Consider the following 19490-nt stretch of genomic DNA (forward strand, 5'->3'; position numbering starts at 1 on the left):
CGGTTACCGCGTGGCTTCGGCGAGCATCCCGAACACCGAGAAAACCAGCGGTTTTCGCTCCAGATTATAGGATTCGGTGTCGCGCGCGGCGCGGACGATCTTTTCCCATACCTCCGCCAGCCGTGCAAGGCGCGGCAGTTCCGCGTTGGGATCTGCAGCCCGCAGCCGTTCCGCCACCCAGCGCTCGATGCTGTCGAGGAAGCTCGCCAGCGCGACGCGGTCGCTGGTGCCGAGCGCATCGCCCAGGGCATGCAGCTCGCCCGGGTCGATCCGGGGCAGGCTCGCGAGCAGCGCGGCGGTCCGGGACTGCAGCTGCAGCCCGTCGCCGCCCATCAGCATCAGGGTCCGCGCGACGCTGCCCTCGGAGGCCCAGGCGGCCTCGCGCAGCGCCGGATCGGCTCCGTCCATTCCGGTGGCCTCGGCCGCGGCGCTGACGACATCGTCGGTGGACAACGCCCGCAGCGCCAGCCGGCGGCAGCGCGACTTGATGGTGGCGAGCACCCGCGCCGGAGCGTGGCTGACCAGCAGGAACAGCGACTGCTGCGGCGGCTCCTCGAGGATCTTGAGCAGCGCATTGGCGGCGTTGGGATTGAGCTCGTCGACGGTGTCGACGATGCACACCCGCCAGCCCTCGACCGCCGCCGTCGAGCCGAAGAACGAGATCGTCTCGCGGGTCTCGTCCACGGTGATGACGGTGCGCAGCACGCCCTTGTCGTTGGCCGAGCGCTCCAAGGTGAGCAGCCCGCCATGAGCCTCGGAGGCGATCAGGCGCGCGACGTGGTCCTCGGCGTCGACGTACAACGAATCGGCAGCGCGCACCTCGGCGGTGGTGGGATCGCGGTGAGCCAGCACGAAGCGCGCCATGCGGTAGGCCAAGGTGGCCTTGCCGATGCCTTGTGGGCCGCCGATCAGCCAGGCATGCGCCATCCGTCCGCTGCGGTAGGCGGACAGCAGCGCCGCCTCGGCGTCGCGATGCCCGAACAAGGCGGTGGTTTCGCGTGGATGGCGGGCCGCGATCTCCGGCTCGACCTTGCGTGCGCTCATGACGCCGCCGCCACTTCCGTGAACAGGCGCTCGCGCACGGCGTCCCAAACGAGCTGCGAGACCGTTTCCGCGCTCGCCGTAGCGTCGATCAGCACGCAGCGCCGGGGATCCTCGGCGGCGATCTTGTGAAAGGCGTCGCGCAGCCCCTTGTGGAACTTGATGTCTTCGCCTTCGAACCGGTCCGGGGTTCCGGCGCCGCGCCGCGCCCCGGCACGCTGCAGACCGATCTCGACGGGAACATCGAGGATGAGGGTCAGATCCGGCTTGAGGTCGCCGATCGTCACCCGCTGCATCGCATTGAGCACGTCCGGCGCGACCTTGCCCTGGCTGCCCTGGTAGGCCCGGGTCGAATCGAAGAAGCGATCGCACAGCACCCAGCTGCCCTGGTTCAGCGCCGGCAGAATCACGTTGCGGACGTGGTCGTCCCGCGCGGCCGCGAACAGCAGTGTCTCAGCTTCCGGGCCCAGCAGCTTGCCCATGCCCGACAGCACGAGGTGGCGCATGATCTCCGCGCCGGGCGATCCCCCGGGCTCGCGGGTCAGGACAACGCGCACACCCTCTTTCTGCAGATGGTCCGCCAGCATCTTGATCTGCGTCGATTTTCCGGCGCCCTCGCCGCCCTCGAAGGTGACGAATCGGCCGCGGCCAGGACCACGTTTCAAAGCTGCATCCGCCATCTCTCTAGAGCTTCTCGGCCCCGGCGCGGAACATCCCGATCACGAGCTCGCTGACCCCATCGATCGCACGCCGCATCGTGGATCCCCTGCCCACCGCCTCCGCAGCATAGACAGGGGCCTCCATGGCGATATTGGGGCCGCGCCAGACCCTGACAACCCCGACCTTCTGCCCGGGCTCGATGGGAGCCCTGACCGGGCCGCTGTAGACGATGCGGGCGATCAGCTTGTCGCCGCCGTTCTTCTGAACCATGACCTTGACCGGCACCGGGCTCGACAGCTTGACCGAGCGGCTCTCGCCGCCGAACACCTTGGCATAGCCGATCGGCTGCTCCGCGGCGAACAGGGTGCGGGTCTCGAAATTGCGGAAGCCCCATTCCAGCATCTTCTTGGCCTCGGTGGCGCGGTCCTCGGAATCCTCCAGGCCATTGACGACCACGATCAGCCGCGTGCCGTTCTGCACGGCCGAGCCGACCATGCCGTAGCCGCCTTCCTTGGTGAAACCCGTCTTGAGGCCGTCGGCGCCTTCCATCGCGTTCAAGAGCGGGTTGCGGTTCTGCTGGCGGATCTTGTTCCAGGTGAACTCCTTATCGCCGAAGATCTTATAGAACTCCGGGAAATCCAGGATGATGTGCCGGGCGAGCATGGCGAGCTCGCGCACCGTCATCTTGTTGCCGGGATCGGGCAGCCCGTTGGAATTGGCGAAGGTCGATTTGGTGAGGCCGAGCTCGCGCGCCCGCTTGGTCATGTAGTCGGCGGCGAAGATCTTCTCGTTGCCGGCCATGCCCTCGGCAAGCGCGATGCAGGCGTCGTTGCCGCTCTGGATGATCGCGCCATGCAGGAGGTCGCTCACCGACACCTTGCTGTTGAGCGCGGCGAACATCGTCGAGGTGCCGGAGGGCGCCCCGCCCCGGCGCCAGGCATTCTCGCTGATGCGGTATTCGTCGTTGAGCTTGATCGTGCCCTCCTTGACGGCGTTGAACACCACCTCGGCGGTCATCAGCTTCATCATGCTGGAGGGCGCTCGCAGCTCGTCCGCGTTCTTCTCGAACAGCACGCTGCCGCTGTTGGCCTCGATCAGGATCGCGGTCGGCGCATCGCCGTCGAAGCCGCCATCCTCCTTGCGCGCGCCCTGGACGCTCTGGTTGGCGGCGTACAGCGCGCCGCTCCAGCCGACGGCAACCGCCACCGTCAAGGCGATGAGCGCACGCGTCGCCCGTCCGGACGTGAAACCGGAGCGGCGCAGCGGTAAGGTCATGAAATTCATCGGCTAAGCTCTGGAGCGCACTGGGATTCTAGCAGTTGCGGGGGACGCAAACAACTCGGCAATCCCGCGGATGCGTCCGCTGTCCCGTGGATTTGCACGGCCCGTCGCGCGGTGCGATAGGTCGAGCGTCGGCAATCAACACGGCCAACTCGAAAATCGAGCGATCGAGGGTGGAAACAGTGTCATCGACGCGGATCATCAAGGCCAACGGAATCGAGCTGTTCGTGCGCGAACAGGGCGAAGGCCCCCTCGTGGTGCTCTGCCACGGCTGGCCCGAACTGTCGTATTCGTGGCGGCACCAGATCCCGGCCCTCGCCGCCGCCGGCTATCGCGTCGTGGCGCCCGACATGCGCGGGTTCGGCCGCTCGCAGGCGCCTGAGGATATCGGCGCCTATACTATCTTCGACACGGTCGGCGACATGGTCGGACTGGTCGGGGCGCTCGGCGAGCGTCAGGCCGTCATCATCGGCCACGACTGGGGCGCGCCGGTGGCCTGGCATGCGGCGCTGTTCCGGCCGGACGTGTTCACGGCCGTCGCGGGCTTGAGCGTCCCTCCCCCGTTTCGCGGTCGCGCCCGGCCGCTCGACACGCTCAGTGCCGGCGGCATCGAGAACTTCTACTGGCAGTATTTTCAAACGCCCGGCGTGGCGGAGACGGAGCTCGAGCGTGACGTGGCGCTGACGATGCGCACGATGCTGGCGCGCGGATTCTCCGATCCGCAGTCGCTGTTCGTCGCACCGGACAAAGGCTTTCTCGGCGACGTCGCCCCCGATCTGCCTTTGCCTGCGTGGCTGAGCGAGGACGATCTCGCCGAGTTCGTCGCGGCTTACGGCGCCTCCGGCTTCCGCGGTGGCCTGAACTGGTACCGCAACATCGATCGCAACTGGGAGCTCACCGCGCCGTGGCAGGACGCGCAGATCCGCCAGCCGTCGCTGTTCATCGCCGGCAGCGCGGACGCCGTCGTGACCGGGCTGATTGGCGCCAAGCGCGTCCAGGACATGGCGCGAGTTCTGCCGGATCTGCGGCGCAAGCTGATCATCGAGGGGGCCGGGCACTGGATCCAGCAGGAACGCTCTGCCGAGGTGAATGCGGCGCTGATCGCGTTCCTGCGCGAGGTGGCTCCTGCTCGCTAGCGCGCGAGCGGTAGCTCCATCATGCGATGCGACGCCATCGCCTCGTCCGCCACATCGCGGAACCCCAGCCGCACGTAGAATCGGATCGCGTCCTCATTCGTCGTCGCGACCGCGAGCGAGAGCACGTCGGCGCCCTGCTCCCCTGCCGCCGTGGCGACCGCCTGCATGATCTCGCGTCCGACACCGGCGTTGCGCGCGCCCGGCAGCAGCGCGAGATCGACCACGCGCCATCGCGACACCGCGCGGTCGAGCAGCAGCCGCCCGACCGGCGCGGCATCGCGGAGAATGATCAGCGACTGCGCTACAGGACATTGCGCCGCGTGGCCCGCGACCTGGGCGCGATACTGCTGCGCCAGCACGAGATCGAGCATCGCCTGCGGCAGACCGGCCGCGGCGAGCTGCGCACCTCTGACGGAGCCAAAGAGGTCGCGCAGGAACGGCTCGTCGGCGGTCTCGGCGGGCCGCAGCCGCAAGCGAACATCCCGCGAGACGATCTCGCTCCCGGTCGTCACTCCGAGCCTGCTCGGCTCAGGAGTTGTTGAACGACGGGAAGATGCCCGCATAGCAGATGCACCAGATCAGTGCCTGGGTCGGCTGCATGTTGTCGTGCGGGATGCTCTGCCCGGACGTCGTGACCGCGTTGGGAGCGAAGTTGACGTTCGCCGGCGGCGCCACGAAGCCGTTGAACGAGGGATCGATCGCCACCATCGTCCCGGGCGTCCCCGGCCCGGGGGCCGCGTTCGGCGCGGACCTGCTGCCGAGCTGCAGGTTATGCGTGTGCGCGGGCATTTCGGCCGAAACCAGCCCGACAGTGCTGCTGCCCATCATCTCGCCGATCACGCGGGGCTGCAGGCCGGGTCCGTCGCCTTGGCCGTTGGTGATCGCGCCGCTCAGATTGGGGAGCTGGAAGTTGGTCGTGCCGTTGCCGCCGAAATAGGTGCCGATCAAGGCGAACAACGGCGTGTATTGCTGAATTGGAAGCAGCTGGCCGAAGCACGGCAACCACGCACTATTGAAGCCGCCGGTTGCAAAAGTGAAGGGAAAGGCCTGGATTTCGCCAACAAAGGGATCAGACACGTCGTCTCTCCTCGAGAATGTGCGATGAAGCCGGTCGAACCGCGACGCCTCAGCCTGGCGAGGGATAGACGCCGTTGATGCAGATGCAGTAGTTGCCCACGACGGTCGGCATGATGTTGTTGTGCGGGACGCTCTGTCCCGCGGCGGCCACGCAGGGCGCCATGACCGAGTAGGTGCCGGCATCGGCGATGGGGGCATCGAGATTCCCGGTGGACGCGGTCGCCAGATGGACCGTGGGTCCGGGGATCGCCGTGTCGGCCGTGACCGTCGACGACAGCAGGGCATGGCTATGCGCGGGCAACTCGGTCGTGATCAGCAGGTGCTCGTCCTCGCCCGCGACCTCGCCAAGCACATACGTCGCGCCACCGGGCGGCGTGCCCTGCCCGAGCGGCACGCGGCCGCGCAGATCGGGCAGGTTGAACGTCTGGATGCCGTCGCCGCCATAGGTCGTTCCGAGGATCGTATAGAGCGCATCGTAGTTTGAAATGGACAGCGAGCTGCCGTCGCAGGCCAGCCAGCCGTCCGGTATGCGCGGAAAGGCGAACAGCCTGATCTCACCGAGAAACGGGTCTGACATCCCGACATCCTTTCATTGAGCCGTGGGCGCCGCGAGAGCAGGCGCGGCGCGGAACTGGGGGGATTCGATCGATCCGAAGACGCTCAGTTGCGCGAGGGGAAGACGCCCTGCATCGCGATCAGGTAGTTGATCACGAGGTAGGGCTGCATGTTGTTGTGCGCCTGCCCGCCGCCGATCTCGGGAATGTTCGTGCCCACGGCCAGCGGGACCTCGCCCGATCCTGCGGTCGCGAAGATCTTCTTGGGATCGTCCGCCGGCAGCGTATTGGTCCCGAACAGATTGTTCGTGGGACCCGCGCTTCGGCCGGCACCATTGGTCGTCGAGGCCTGCACCAGGTGATTGTGAGCCGGCATCTGAGCGAGGGTCAGCGTCACGGTCGTTTCGCCGCTGACCATCCCTGCGGGAAACTGACCGGAGCTGCCCGTCGATCCGAGGATGGCCCGGCCACGCAGATCCGGCAGCGCGAATGTCGTCACGCCGTTGCCGCCGTAATAGGTGCCGAGCAGTGAGAACAGCGCCTGGTTGGTCTGGATGGCGAGTAGCGCGCCGTTGCAGAACGCCCACCCTCTCGGCGGCTGAGATCCCGCAAAAGGCATGATCTGCCCCAACACAGGCGTCAACGGCATGCGCGTCTCTCCCCAATGTCATTTTGAAACGAATGGCGGCGGCTTGATCAAACAGCCTCCGCATTGAAATTTTTGAGAGCGTGAGAAACAACCTGTAGGAGAAGTCTAGGTTGCGTCGCTCGGATCCGTCAAGACAATAAAGTTCCGTAGATTGCGCTGTTGCCGCTATGCAACGCCAAGCAGAAGTCGTGCCCGGTCTGGTTGAATCGACTTGCCCGGAAGGCGCTGCTTCTCCAAGGTTACGATTGCGTTACCAAAATTTCTTCGAACCAATTTTTTTCAGCGGCACTCTCAGCCAATGAGGGGCCGTAAGGGGCACGACCAAATTGTCAACCGGGACTTGGCGCCGGAATTTTCATGCGGCATGCACGCCTCTGCGGCGTGCGCTGGGTTTTGTTTCGGTGGTTCTTGCCTTGATGCTCGCCTCGATGGTGGGCGCGCAGGCGGCCTGTAACTTCACGACCGGCTCGACCACCAGCACCAGCATCACCATCAACGGAACGGGCGCCGGCAATGCCGTCGGTCTGTGCGTCACCAACGACGTGGTGCTCTGGGGTCTCTACGGACACTCGAATGGCACCAACAGCCCGCCGATTGATGCGTTCAACAATCTCCCGATGACGGCGGGCGGCCTGAGCTACACCAATCTCAGCTACACCGGCGCCAAGGCGACCTACACCCTGATTCCCGTGCCGATCGGCGGCGACTTCACGCAGGTGCCGGAATACACCATCCGGATCGATTCGCTGTCCGGATCGGGAACCGAGAACATCACGCTCTTTTATGCGAGCGACTGCTCGCACACCGCCGGCAATTGTAGCGGCGCCGGCACCACCAACACCTCGTTCACGATCACCGTCACGTTGCCCGGCCCGACCGCGACGCAGGCCATCGCGTCGAAGTCGCTGACCGTCAATACCGCCGCGACATCCTTCACGCCGGTCACCGGCTCCGGCGGCACCGCACCGCTCAGCTATGGCATCGCCCCGACGCTGCCGACCGGTCTGTCCTTCAACACGTCCACGGGCGCCATCACCGGTACGCCCACGGTCACCAGTGCCGCGACCACCTACACGGTCACGATCACCGATGCCAACTCCGCGACCGCCAGCAATACCTTCAGCCTCACGGTCAACGGCGCGGTGACGGCCACGCAGTCCGTTGCCTCCAAGACGCTGACGCAGAATCAACCATCGACCAACTTCACGCCGGTCACCGGCGGCGGCGGCACCCCGGCCTACACCTACAGCGTGTCACCGTCCCTGCCCACCGGTCTCACGCTCAACACATCGACCGGCGCGATCACCGGCACGCCGACGGCCGCGAGCGGCGCCACGACCTACACCGTGACCGTGACCGACGCGAACAGCGCGACCGCCTCGAACACGTTCAGTCTGACAGTCAACTCGGCCGTGACCGCGACCCAATCGGTCGCTTCGAAGACGCTGACGCAGAATGTGGCCGCGACATCGTTCACGCCGGTCACCGGCGGCGGCGGCACCCCGTCGCTCAGTTACAGCATCGCGCCCGCGCTGCCCGCCGGCCTCTCGCTCAACACCTCCAGCGGCGCGATCACGGGCACGCCGACCGCAAGCAGCGGCGCGACCACCTACACGGTGACCGTCACCGATTCCAACAGTGCCACAGCCAGCAATACGTTCAGCCTGACGGTGAACACCGCCGTCACCGCGACGCAGTCGGTGAGCTCGGCCACCGTCACCGTGAACACGGCCATCACGACGTTCACCCCTGTCACCGGCGGTGGCGGCACAACGCCGCGGTCCTATGCCATCGCGCCGACCTTGCCGACCGGACTCAGCTTCAACACCAGCACCGGCCAGGTCAGCGGCACGCCGACGGTGACCAGCAGCACGACCACCTACACGGTGACGGTGACGGATTCCAACGGCGGCACCGCCAGCAACACCTTCCAGCTCACCGTCAATGGGCCAGTGAGCGCGACGCAGGCGATCGCCTCGAAGACGCTGACGCAGAATGCCGCAGCGACGTCGTTCACGCCGGTGACCGGATCGGGCGGCACGCCGCCGCTCTCCTACGGCGTTGCCCCCGCGCTGCCGACGGGCCTGACGCTCAACACCTCGACCGGCGCGATCACCGGCACACCGACCGTGACCAGCGGCGCGACGACCTACACGGTCACGGTCACCGACGCCAACACTGCCACGGCCAGCAATACGTTCAGCCTGACGGTGAACAGCGCGGTCACCGCGACGCAGGCGATCGCCTCGCGGACCTTCACCGCCAACCAGGCCATCACCGCCTTCACCCCGGTCACCGGTGGCGGCGGCACGGGGACACTGACATATTCGATCTCTCCGTCCCTTCCGGCCGGCCTCAGCATCAGCGCCTCCACGGGCGCGATCTCCGGCACGCCTTCGACGAGCGCGGCGACCGCGACGTACACCGTGACCGTCACCGACACCAACAACGGGACCGCCACGAACACCTTCAGCCTGACAGTCAACGGCGCTGTCAGCGCCACCCAGTCGATCCCGGCCAAGTCCCTGACCGTCAATGTCGCCGCGACATCCTTCACCCCGGTGACCGGGGGCGGCGGCACGTCGCCGCTCACCTATGGCATCGCACCGACACTGCCCGCCGGGCTCAGCTTCAACACCTCGACGGGTGCCATCACGGGCACGCCAACCGCGATCAGCACGGCCGCGACCTATACGGTCACCGTGAGCGACGCCAACAGTGCCAGCGCCAGCAACACGTTCAGCCTGGCCGTCAACGGTGCCGTGACGGCGACCCAGGCGATCGCGTCCAAAGGATTGACCGTCAACACGGCGGTGACCTCCTTTACACCGATCACCGGCGCCGGCGGCACCTCGCCGCTGAGCTACGGCATCGCGCCGGCGCTGCCCGCAGGGCTCGCCTTCAATACGACCTCGGGTGCGATCACGGGCACGCCGACGGCCACCAGCGGCGCCACGACCTATACGGTCACGGTCACCGACGCCAACACTGCGACGGCGACCAATACGTTCAGCCTGGCGGTGAACGGCGCGGTCAGCGCGACCCAGGCGATCGCGTCGACCACCCTGACTGCGAACCACGCCGTGACGCCGTTCACGCCGGTCACGGGCGGCGGCGGCACCGCGCCGCTCGCCTATTCCGTCTCGCCGACGCTCCCCGCGGGACTGTCCCTCAATGCGGCCAACGGCAGCATCTCCGGAACGCCCACGGTGACCAGCGCGGCGACGACATTCACCGTGACCGTGACCGACGCCGCCAACGCGACCGCGAGCAACACATTCAGCCTGACCATCAATGGTGCGGTGACGGCCACGACGGCCGTGCCGTCCAGCTCGCTGCCGATCAACCAGGCGGTGACGCCATTCACGCCGGTCACGGGCTCGGGCGGTACGGGCACGCTGGTGTTTGCCGTTTCACCGGCCCTGCCGGCCGGCTTGAGCTTCAACACGAGCAATGGCCAGATCACCGGCACGCCGACGGTTCCGGCGGCAATGACCACGTATACGGTGAGCGTGACCGACACCAACAGTGCCTCGGCCAATGCCACCTTCAATCTGTCGGTGGGCCAATTGGTCACGACGGTCGCGCTGACCTCGTCGCAGAACCCGAGCCAGTTCGGGCAGCCCGTGACCTTCACGGCCACGGTTTCAGCGTCGGGCGGCACCCCGACCGGAACGGTCACCTTCAACGACAATGGCACGCCGATCGGCACGGCGACGCTGGCGGGCGGCGTTGCGACGTTCGCCACCTCGACGCTCGCGGTCGGCAGCCACACGATCACGGCGAGCTATGCCGGCACCACGCTGTTCACGGCGAGCACCTCGCCCGGCCTTGCCCAGACCGTCAACGTGCCGGTCGACAGCGTTCGGCTGCGCTCGCTGCAGCAGACCGTGAGCAAGCTGGTCGCGCAGAATTCCGGGCAGGCGATCTCCGGCGCGATCGATGACGCCATCGCCGACGGCTTCAACGATGGCGGTTCGTTCCTGACGCCCGGCAATGCCCGCATGCGCTTCAACTTCTCGGCCGATCCGCGCGATCAGGACGAGCGCTCCCCGGCCGGCGACCGCGCCGGCAGCGGCGACAGCAACGCCTATTCCTCGCTGCTGCCGGGCGCGTCCCAGCCACGTGGACGTGGTCGCGGCCGGATCGACGATGCGTTCGCGGCCATCGATCGCGGCGACAGGAAGCAGGCCGCGCCGAAATGGCACGAGCAGAAGGAGTGGCTGCTGTGGGCCGATGTGCGCGGTTCTGGCGTCGACCGCTGGGGCAGCACCAGCATCGGCGGCGTCACCCAGGCCAGCCAAGCCTCGATCTATGGCCAGCAGCTCAACGCCACGATGGGATTGACCTACCGCGCCGCGCCGAACTTCCTCGTCGGCGTGCTCGGCGGCTACGAGACCTTCAGCTACACCCAGCAGGACATCAACGGGAAGCTGAAGGGCGACGGCTGGACCACCGGCGCCTATCTCGGCTGGAAGATCATTCCCACGCTGCGCTTCGATGCAGCCGTGGCCTATTCCGGCATCGGCTATGACGGCAGTGCCGGAACCGCCCAGGGCAATTTCAGCGGCCAGCGCTGGATGGTTTCCACCGGTCTGACCGGCACGTATAAATGGGCCGGCCTGGTGCTGGAGCCGTCCACCAAGGTCTACGCATTGTGGGAACACCAGAACGCCTATACGGACTCGCTGGGCACGCGGCAGGGCACCAATGATTTCGCCAGCGGCCGCGCGTCGGGGGGCCTGCGCGCCGCCTACCCTGTCGTCTGGCTCGATAGCGGGCTTCTTCTGACGCCGTTCGTCGGCCTGTACGGCGACTACTACTTCACCAGGGAGGATGCCAACACGCTTGCCGCCGGCGCGCTGGCCTCGACGCCGCTGCTGCAAGGCTGGTCGGCCCGCGCCACCGGCGGTCTCGGCATCCAGACAGCCGGCGGCATCGGTGTCGGCCTCGGTGCCGAGCTCGGCGGCATCGGCAGCAACACCCGCGTCTGGACGTTTTCGGCCAAGGCGCGGGTGCCGTTCAGCGCCCAATAGGCATTCCCAATAGCCGTTGGCGGCGCACTCGAATCGAAACCGCCCCGGCTGGGGCGGTTGGTTCGACGTGCGAGATCGTATGGAAGATCAGTACAGTCCGCGGCCGCCAAGGATCTCGCGGGCCTCGTCAGCGCCGTCCGCCGCGCCGCTCGATGACGGCACGTATCGGCCGCCCTGATCGTAGGACACCGCGCGCGGGTTTTCGAGGCTCCGTCCGCGGGTCCGGCTGGAGGCCGACATCTCCGACGTCGCGGCAACCGATGCCAGGTCGGCGGAGGTGTTGCCGAGCGTGTAGGGACGCCCCTCGGGCAGCGGGACCTCGCCGCGAATCGGGCGGCCTGCGCCGATCTCGGGAACGAACGGCCGGGCGGAGGCGACGCGGACGAGAGAAGGCGCCGGCGCCGGGATGCCGGTGCGCAGGGTTGCCATCAGCTGGGTATCGTCGGACCCTTCGAGAGGGGCGCGGCCGACATATTCGACGCGGACGCGGGCGACGCCGTTGCCCTTGAACTCGAGCAGATCGGCCGCCTTGTTGGAGACGTCGATCAGCCGGTTGCCGTGGTACGGGCCGCGATCATTGATGCGGACGATGAGCGATTTGCCGCTGGCGAGATTGGTGACGCGGGCGTAGCTCGGCAGCGGCAGCGTCGGATGGGCAGCCGTCAGCGACGTCATGTCGAAGACCTCGCCATTGGCGGTCAGCCGGCCGTGAAAATCATCGCCATACCAGGAGGCCATGCCCTCGGCGCGATAGTTGGTATCCTCCTCGGGAACATAGGTCTTGCCGGCGACGGTATAGGGCTTGCCGATGCGGTAGACGCCACCGCCCTTCGGCACCGGCTCGCCGAATCCGACGACGCGCGGGCTCGACGACACGCCGTATTTCGGATCGACCTTGCTGGCGAATTTGTTGGACGAGGCGCAGTTCGCGACCATCAGGCAGGCGAGGACGGCGACGGCACTGCGCACCGCTCTCTCGACCGGATCTGTTTGACCAATCCCCATCGACCCCAATTACCAATGTGCCGGTCGCAGCCGAGCCCTCCCATCAGGCCCGCGCGTCCCGGCTTGTCCCCGAGTCGCATCCCCGCAACTCAATGCACAAGGATAACGCAACCCGAAGACGGCGGAAATGGGGTGGGCCCCGCCGTGGTTAACCGGAGCTTTCCTGCGGTTGTGACGTGGACGGTGGCCGCCCAGGCGTGCACCTCCGCTGTGCCTCCGTGTTGCGAGTGCACCTTTTTGGACACATATGTTGCGTGAAATCCTCACCTACGAGTGTTCTCATTTCCCGGGACCTGAATCATTTTGACTGTGCAGGGCTGCACGTCGTTTGCTTCACGTGGGGCGCAACAGGGTGTGTTCGCTATGATCGAAGCAATGACGGCAGTGATGGGCTTGGTTGGCGCCGGGATCTTCCTTGCTCATGCGTTTGAAGGCGTCCGCTCGCGGGCCTGAGTCCGGACATATCGGACAGCCGACGCCATGGTCGGCTCTCGTCCGCGTCGATGTTTGCGTCCGCTTCAATAACGACACTTCAGGAGCATCCCTGAAGCTGGCAGTTTCGACCAGCAGATCATCCAGACCGCTCATCGCCCGGCCCTCGGTTTTCTCCGGCCGGTGCGAGATCGGACCGGTAGCGCAGCCGCAGCAGGTGGCCCATGCGACACCAAGATTTACGACATCAAGCGTTGCGACACCAAGACTTGCTCTCGGGGAGCTTTCTCGCCCTGGCAGCGCTGAGCACCGCAATCTTGTGCTCCGGCCTGATGGCTTTTGCGCTCAGGTGAGCGCGGGCCTTGAGCTGAGGCCGTCCGGGCAGGCGTGAATGCGCCGTTGACGAGCCGCAAGCCCGCACCCTAAACAAGGATCGCGTCGATACCGCGCTGCCGTGGCGTGGACGTCGCCGACGTCCCGGACACGACGCCGGATGGAAGGGTGGCCGAGTGGTTTAAGGCACCGGTCTTGAAAACCGGCGTGCCCGCAAGGGTACCGTGGGTTCGAATCCCACCCCTTCCGCCAGTCCGGAACAGAACTGCGCACCCCGCCTGTAAGCCGATTCTACGCCCGAAATGGCGGCGAGCGTTCTGAGCAAGTTGCTCTTTGGACCCATGATTCGGGCCTCCCGGTCGTCCACCTCAACCCGCTGGGCTAGGCGCGAAGACGATCGCGGCGATATCCCGCCTTCGATTCGCATCCGCTTACGGACCGTAGCAGCGAATTTGTGTAGCGCCGTTGTGGTGATTGGCTCTCCAACAAGGCGGATGCCGGAAACCTCATCACTCTGCGGACAAATGTCTCCGTGCCCGCACAGCGGGATAGCGTTCCTACGTGCAACGCCAGCGCTGGTTCATAGTCGTCGGTCCTGATGCCGAATTAGCGACCAGGGCGCAAGCTTTCGCCACGGCTCTAACGTCCGTTCCACGAGTCCAAGCTCGGCTCGATGGTCTCAAGTGAGCGTTCCGCCAAGCATACCATCGTCACTGGCGGCGACCATAGAACGCCGGCCGGCTCAGTGCTAAGTTTGATCAACCGCGTGTCAAATGGAGCCGTTGGCTGCGAGGTTGAGTACCCGTTGAGAGACAGATCTGTATGAGCGCACCAATTCTTGAACCGCAGATTTTTGATGAACTGAAAGCCGCGCTTAACCACGGCATCGCGTCAGGCGAGTTGCTGACACCGTTGCAGATCGAGCAGCAGACAGCGCTCTTCCGTGATCGCTTTGGACCCGCCGTGTTGCGCGATCTTGACGGTGAATCCCTGCTGCGTCTGATGCACGGACGCCTGAGTGGTGAAACTCGGTGTTTGGCCTATTGGTTGGAGTTCAAGAACGATGACGAGTTCTCCGGCAACCAATTTGGCGGTATTGGTGGTGGGTCAGCGCTAAAATTTGGCATCTTTCAGCGCCAGAGTGACAACGCCTGGATGACGGGGTCGCCGAAGGCACAGAATGTCCTGTCGCTTGAGGACGCCATAGACATTGCACGAAAACAGAGGGACCAATTGGTGGCTGGCGCTGACGTGTTGTCGTCGCTGAATACAGGAGATACTTCAGATGAGGCATACGTCAAGCTTCAAGCTGCCATGGAGAAGGCTGCTCCAAAACTAGCGCATGACGGCTGGGCTCACAAATACTGGTTTCTTACCAGCCCAAACCGACTCGATACCTACCATAGCCCCCGTTACCAGCGATTCCACCTCTTTAAGCTTCTACAAATGCCTCCCGACAAGGTCGGGATCTTGGATGGCGGTTCGCCTCGCTTCGTCTGCGCAGGACGTTTCGTTGCCGCTGCACAGGAACTTGAGGTGCCGGTCACAACACTCGACACAATCCTCAACCGGCGCGATGGTGCCTTTCACCGATATTGGAAGGTAGGCACTACAGAAGGGAGTGACGGCCGAAGCCACTGGACAGAAATGCGCGAGGGCGGTTTCGTGTCTATCGGTTGGTCCGAGCAAGTTCCCGACCTGTCAAAAACGATTAGTCAGGACAAGACGACTGCGAAAAATAAAATCCGGGATCTTCTGCTTCCCGTTTACACTGCTAACGTAGGCGTCGCGTCTAGAAAGGCTGGAGAAATACTGAATTTTGCTCAAGAAATATCGGAGTTAGATTTAGTGCTCGCGTGTGAAGGCCAAACCGTTCTGGGCGTAGGGAAAGTCCGCGGGCCTTATGAGTATGACAGCAAGCTTAGCTTCCCACACAAACGTCCTGTTGAGTGGCTTAGCCTCGACTCCTGGCGAATGCCCGACCAGGAGGGGTCGCGTACCACGATTTATGAACTTGGCAGGAGCGCAGCTAACCTCCTTGAGCTTGAACAGCGGCTATCCCGACGAGGGGCGGTGCCTGCCACAGTATCTGCACCGCATCCAGTTGTTCCGGCAGCCGAAACCGTACCTATGCCGCCGCTCGATCAGTTTGCCGCGCGAATCGAAGCCATCCTACGCCGCAAGGGTCAGGTGATATTGTACGGGCCGCCTGGCACGGGGAAAACCTACCGGGCGTTGGCCGTCGCCAACGAACTTGCCGCCCGCCATGCGTTCCGGAAGAGCTTTGTCGATTTGATCCCATCTGAGCGCAAGACGGTAGCCGACAGCGAGGGCTTCGTGCGCGTCTGTACCTTTCATCCCGGGTGGGGTTACGAGGACTTCATCGAGGGTCTACGGCCTACGACAGTGAACGGCCAGATGGTTTTTGAACCGCGCGGCGGCATCTTCAAACGTCTCTGTACAGATGCATCCAAGCAACCGAACCGCAATTTTTTTCTTGTCGTGGATGAGATTAACCGTGGCGACCTACCACGCATCTTTGGGGAATTAATTACGGCGATTGAATACGATAAACGGGATCGACAGATCGTATTACCAGTCACCGGCGCACTGTTTTCCGTGCCAAAAAATGTGTTCGTCATTGGCACGATGAACACGGCGGATCGTTCTATTTCTCTTATGGATACCGCGCTTCGCCGGCGTTTTGGTTTCGTCGAAGTGATGCCAGAAAGCAATTTACTAGTTGGACGGAAAGCTGGAGGGTTGCCGCTTGGTCCTTGGCTGGACGCGCTGAATACAAGACTTCGCCTCCATCTGAAACGGGACGCCCGCAACCTTCAGATTGGCCACGCCTATTTGATGCCACCTCAGCCCGTCACTTCGGTAGCGGAGTTTGCTCGCATTCTACGCGACGACATTATCCCCTTGCTCGAAGAATATTGTTACGACGATTTCGGTATGCTCAGAGACATTCTTGGTGGTGAGCTGGTCGATGCAGAGGCTGGGCGTATTCGAGAAGAGATATTTGGCACCAACCGGGAAGGAGATCTGATTCAGGCTGTGTCATTCGAGGAAATGCAGCCACTTGTACTCGATCAGGAGCCGGCCGATAGCACTTTGGTTGGCGAGCCGTATGATCTCCCAACCGACGACAGCGAGGGAGACGATGACCCCGCACCCTGACGGCACGCCCCCATTCGTCGTCGAGCTAACGGAATGGAACCGGGTCGGCCCCGCAGAGGACTCGCGCTTAAGGGGCCGTTCTCTAGCGGGCGATATGCCGTCGCGCCGACTGGCCGAGACGCTGCGTGGACGGTTGGACATCCGCGAGGCATACGACGGACTTGAAATCACCAGCACATCTTTCGTCGGCCGCGTGGACGTGGGGCCGCTTCGCATCGCGATTGAGCCCAAGCTGCCAGCGATGCCGCTCGCTCGACTGCTCCGCTACGCTTATGGGCTGCGCGATGTCTCGGCGGTCGAGGAGACGAGGTCACCAACCACTCGGCACGGTCTACACGACTTGCTAGTTTCGTTGCTCGCGGCGGAGGTGGAGGAATTAATGCACCGGGGTCTGGCGCGTCGCTACATTCCACTATCGGAGAATCTGGAGAGCCCACGCGGCCACATCATGATAGATCAAGTGATCCGTCAGGGCGGCGTGCGGGAGGCTCGGCTTCCCTGCGGGCACTTCGAACGTCGGGCTGACTGGCATTTGAATCAAGTGTTGCGCGCAGGCCTTGAGGCTGGTGCGCGACTTGTTGAAGACAGGAACCTCCGACGGCGTGCGCATCAACTTTCGTCGATGTTTGGAGATGTCAAGCGCTTGGTGAGCCTCGGTGCTGATGACATCGACCGGGCGGACCGTGGCCTTACCCGTCAGACCGCCGCCTGTGGGCCGGCGCTGACGATCATCCGGCTACTGCATGACGCCCAGGGTATCGCCTTCGATTCGGGACAAGTGCCGAGCCGGACGCCCGGGTTTCTGTTCGATATGAACGTCTTCTTCCAACGCCTGCTCTCTCGCTTTCTGCACGACAATCTTGCCGGTGCGCGGATCGCGGACGAACTTGCGATCCGCAACCTGTTTGCCTACGCGCCTGACGCCAATCCGAGGCGGCGCCGTGCGCCGGCACCGCGGCCAGATTACGCTTTATTTTACAACAAGGTGCTGCACGGTTTCCTCGACGCAAAATATCGCGACGTTTGGGAAAGGAGCCTCCCTGCGGAATGGCTGTATCAACTTTCAATATACGCACTTGCCTCGCCAAGCGAAGTTAGCGTGCTGCTGTACGCCTCGATGTCTACGGAAGCACGTGACGAACGCGTGGAAGTTCGCCAGCCTGTGACGTGGTCCAACAAGCGGCCTGCTTCGGTCATCTTGCGTCCGGTCTCGCTACCTTACCTAGCCGAACTTCTCGATCCCGACCGAGCGAGGAGTCTGGCCGGCGAGCGGCGGCGGTTAGCAGACCAACTGGTGGCGCCCGGAACTCGTCAGAACGACATGCTAGCGGCCTGATGGTCGTATCTCATCGGCTTATGCGCTTCTGGTGTCGCTCATAGGGATATGGCGTAAACATAGTCCTCATCATCGTCGTTCGTGGCCCGCCAAGTCTCCTGCCACGTCCCCCGAACTTGCTGCTGACCGCAGCCCGCCCGCCGCCTCCCCGTGCTCAGAGCCGGGCGCCTGGCCTACGACCAGGGTGCGCTCCAGGGCTTGCCTGCGGCGCGCGGTGGCCGTTCACAGCGCCGGCGGTCTCGGGCGGCACGCCGACCCGCTCCATCAGTTCGCGAACGTCGCGGATGCGGCTGTCGAGAAGGCCGTGCATCTCAGTCAGCGTCCAGCGCAGCTCATCCACCGCGCCCGGCGCCGCGTCGGGAAAATGCGAGAGATGATAGATCATCTCGTTGAGCACCTGCCGCAGCCCATACAGGTCGTCATGGGCGAGCTTCTGGACGTCGAGCTGGCCGAGCAGCCGCTGCACGAAGCTGCGCCGATCGGGCGGCACATGGCGCAGATCGACGAACCGGTTGACGTGGAAGGCGCGCGGCGCCTCGGCACTGCCGGCCGCTTGGGCCAGCGCGAGGCGCACGCTGTCCGCGTTGAGGTCCTCGGTATCGACGGAGAGCGTGTTCGGGAACAGGCTCTTGTAGCGTTCGATCAAGGCGTGGGTCTTGTCGTAGTACCAGCCGAACTTCTCGGCCAGCGACAGATCCATCCATTGCTGCTTCGACATCTCTCCGAGGTGGAAAGCGGTCGGACGCTTGCGCTGCGCGGCCGGCGAGTCGGCGTAGTAGAGGTGGTTCTGCGGCGACAGCTCGGCATTCTCCACCAGGCTTGCGATGCATGCCGCGCGGTCACGCCGGCGCAGATGCACCAGCGTGACCTGATCGCCGAGGAGCTCGGCGATGATCGGCAGCACGGCCGCGTAACCGTTGCCGACGACGCAGGCATGGGGGCAATCGAGGATCGTCTGACGAATCTGATCCGCGAAGCCGGGATCGTTGGTTTCCTTGAGCTGGCAGAACAGCTCATTGAGCTCGCTCGACGCCCATTCGTGCACGGCCCTGTCGCCGTTGCCCTGGTTGTCGAACACCTCCTGCATCATCCGCGTCAGCGACGTCGTGCCGTCCCGGCCGGTGCCGACGCACAGCACCCGCAGCGTGGAAGGCGGAGAATTCCTCAGGGCCGCGTCGCGGCCATTGCCGGAGGGGCGCGTCGCTCCATTGTCCGAGACCACGGCCAGGCGCTTACGCGCCAGCCGGCGAAGCTCCGCGGACGCCGCCTCCCACTCGAGCCTATAGCCGTCGCGCTCGTCGCGCAGGCGGCCCATGATCACGCCCCTTTCTTCCGTGATGCGCCTGTACCGCTCGGACTCGTCCTTCGCGGCGATCAACTCCGCTTGCAGCGCATCGACGAAGCGTTTCACATCCGCATCGAGGCGGCTTTCGGTGCTGGCGGTGTCAATCCCCAACCGGTTCTCGATCCACCGGCGCAGTCGCACTCTCGACAACAATAATCCTCCAAGAAATCGAGCCGAACGGCCTGCTGATCGTCTGCCGCAAAGGCCGCCTTGCCGGCTCCGGCTCTCCATGTAATACAATTGCAATGTACATCAAACTGCATCGCAATTCGGTTGCAGAGGCAGCGATGTTGGCCGGCACGTTGCGCGAGCCGCGCCCGCTCGTGCCCGAAAAATGTGCATGCCGCGCGACTAATGGCCATTTGAGGGTATTAATACACCGCGATGCGGCGCGGGCGCGGTGGTCATGCGTCACGGCACGC

At 64.5% G+C, this 19490-nt stretch carries 13 protein-coding genes and 1 tRNA gene; 5 read left to right on the plus strand and 9 right to left on the minus strand.

The genetic code is table 11. From position 1 onward, the window contains the following. Positions 1 to 3: 3 nt before the first annotated feature. From QW861_RS00220 to QW861_RS00230, 3 genes are read right to left on the minus strand one after another with little or no spacing between them, the layout of a single operon-like run. On the minus strand, positions 4 to 1044 hold the full coding sequence (locus tag QW861_RS00220) for a DNA polymerase III subunit delta' (RefSeq protein WP_316192556.1): 1041 nt from the start codon (positions 1042 to 1044) through the stop codon (positions 4 to 6). Next, the gene (gene tmk, locus QW861_RS00225; protein ID WP_315751564.1) at positions 1041 to 1721 is read right to left on the minus strand and encodes a dTMP kinase; all 681 of its coding nucleotides are present in this window, start codon (positions 1719 to 1721) and stop codon (positions 1041 to 1043) included. The genes QW861_RS00220 and tmk overlap by 4 nt, the downstream gene beginning before the upstream one ends. A gap of 4 nt (positions 1722 to 1725) precedes the next feature. Continuing rightward, positions 1726 to 2985: a D-alanyl-D-alanine carboxypeptidase family protein gene (locus QW861_RS00230; protein ID WP_316192558.1), complete on the minus strand. Its 1260-nt coding sequence runs from the start codon at positions 2983 to 2985 to the stop codon at positions 1726 to 1728. Positions 2986 to 3164: 179 nt separating this feature from the next. On the opposite strand from QW861_RS00230, the gene QW861_RS00235 reads away from it, so the two are divergent. After that, the gene (locus QW861_RS00235; protein WP_316192560.1) at positions 3165 to 4118 is read left to right on the plus strand and encodes an alpha/beta hydrolase; all 954 of its coding nucleotides are present in this window, start codon (positions 3165 to 3167) and stop codon (positions 4116 to 4118) included. Here the strand turns inward: QW861_RS00235 and QW861_RS00240 are convergent. The 4 genes from QW861_RS00240 to QW861_RS00255 form a co-directional block, all read right to left on the minus strand. Further along, entirely contained in the window at positions 4115 to 4591 is a 477-nt protein-coding gene (locus QW861_RS00240; RefSeq protein ID WP_316192561.1) for a GNAT family N-acetyltransferase, read from the minus strand. The genes QW861_RS00235 and QW861_RS00240 overlap by 4 nt on opposite strands. Positions 4592 to 4646: 55 nt before the next feature. Further along, a complete protein-coding gene (locus tag QW861_RS00245; RefSeq protein WP_315827621.1) occupies positions 4647 to 5195 on the minus strand; it encodes a phage tail protein in 549 nt (182 codons plus the stop codon). 49 nt (positions 5196 to 5244) lie between these two features. After that, positions 5245 to 5772, minus strand: coding sequence for a phage tail protein (locus QW861_RS00250; RefSeq protein WP_315751568.1), 528 nt, complete (start codon positions 5770 to 5772; stop codon positions 5245 to 5247). Positions 5773 to 5855: 83 nt separating this feature from the next. Next, positions 5856 to 6398 (minus strand): phage tail protein, encoded by a 543-nt coding sequence (locus tag QW861_RS00255; RefSeq protein WP_315751569.1) that lies wholly within the window; start codon positions 6396 to 6398, stop codon positions 5856 to 5858. Positions 6399 to 6799: 401 nt separating this feature from the next. On the opposite strand from QW861_RS00255, the gene QW861_RS00260 reads away from it, so the two are divergent. Then, the gene (locus tag QW861_RS00260; protein WP_315751570.1) at positions 6800 to 11434 is read left to right on the plus strand and encodes a beta strand repeat-containing protein; all 4635 of its coding nucleotides are present in this window, start codon (positions 6800 to 6802) and stop codon (positions 11432 to 11434) included. 87 nt (positions 11435 to 11521) lie between these two features. On the opposite strand, the gene QW861_RS00265 is transcribed toward QW861_RS00260, so the two are convergent. Next, a complete protein-coding gene (locus QW861_RS00265; RefSeq protein WP_316192562.1) occupies positions 11522 to 12439 on the minus strand; it encodes a septal ring lytic transglycosylase RlpA family protein in 918 nt (305 codons plus the stop codon). A gap of 927 nt (positions 12440 to 13366) precedes the next feature. Here QW861_RS00265 and QW861_RS00270 point away from each other — a divergent pair. From QW861_RS00270 to QW861_RS00280, 3 genes are all read left to right on the plus strand, one after another. Then, a tRNA-Ser gene (locus QW861_RS00270) sits at positions 13367 to 13456 on the plus strand. A gap of 570 nt (positions 13457 to 14026) precedes the next feature. Further along, positions 14027 to 16387 (plus strand): AAA family ATPase, encoded by a 2361-nt coding sequence (locus QW861_RS00275; RefSeq protein WP_315751572.1) that lies wholly within the window; start codon positions 14027 to 14029, stop codon positions 16385 to 16387. After that, on the plus strand, positions 16371 to 17723 hold the full coding sequence (locus QW861_RS00280; protein ID WP_315751573.1) for a 5-methylcytosine restriction system specificity protein McrC: 1353 nt from the start codon (positions 16371 to 16373) through the stop codon (positions 17721 to 17723). Before QW861_RS00275 ends, QW861_RS00280 begins: the two co-directional genes overlap by 17 nt. Positions 17724 to 17877: 154 nt before the next feature. On the opposite strand, the gene QW861_RS00285 is transcribed toward QW861_RS00280, so the two are convergent. Beyond that, complete coding sequence (locus QW861_RS00285) at positions 17878 to 19299, minus strand: hypothetical protein (protein WP_315751574.1); 1422 nt, start codon at positions 19297 to 19299, stop codon at positions 17878 to 17880. Positions 19300 to 19490: the final 191 nt, after the last annotated feature.

The sequence above is a fragment of the Bradyrhizobium sp. SZCCHNRI1029 genome, from assembly GCF_032487555.1.
In the GTDB taxonomy this organism is placed as follows: domain Bacteria; phylum Pseudomonadota; class Alphaproteobacteria; order Rhizobiales; family Xanthobacteraceae; genus Bradyrhizobium.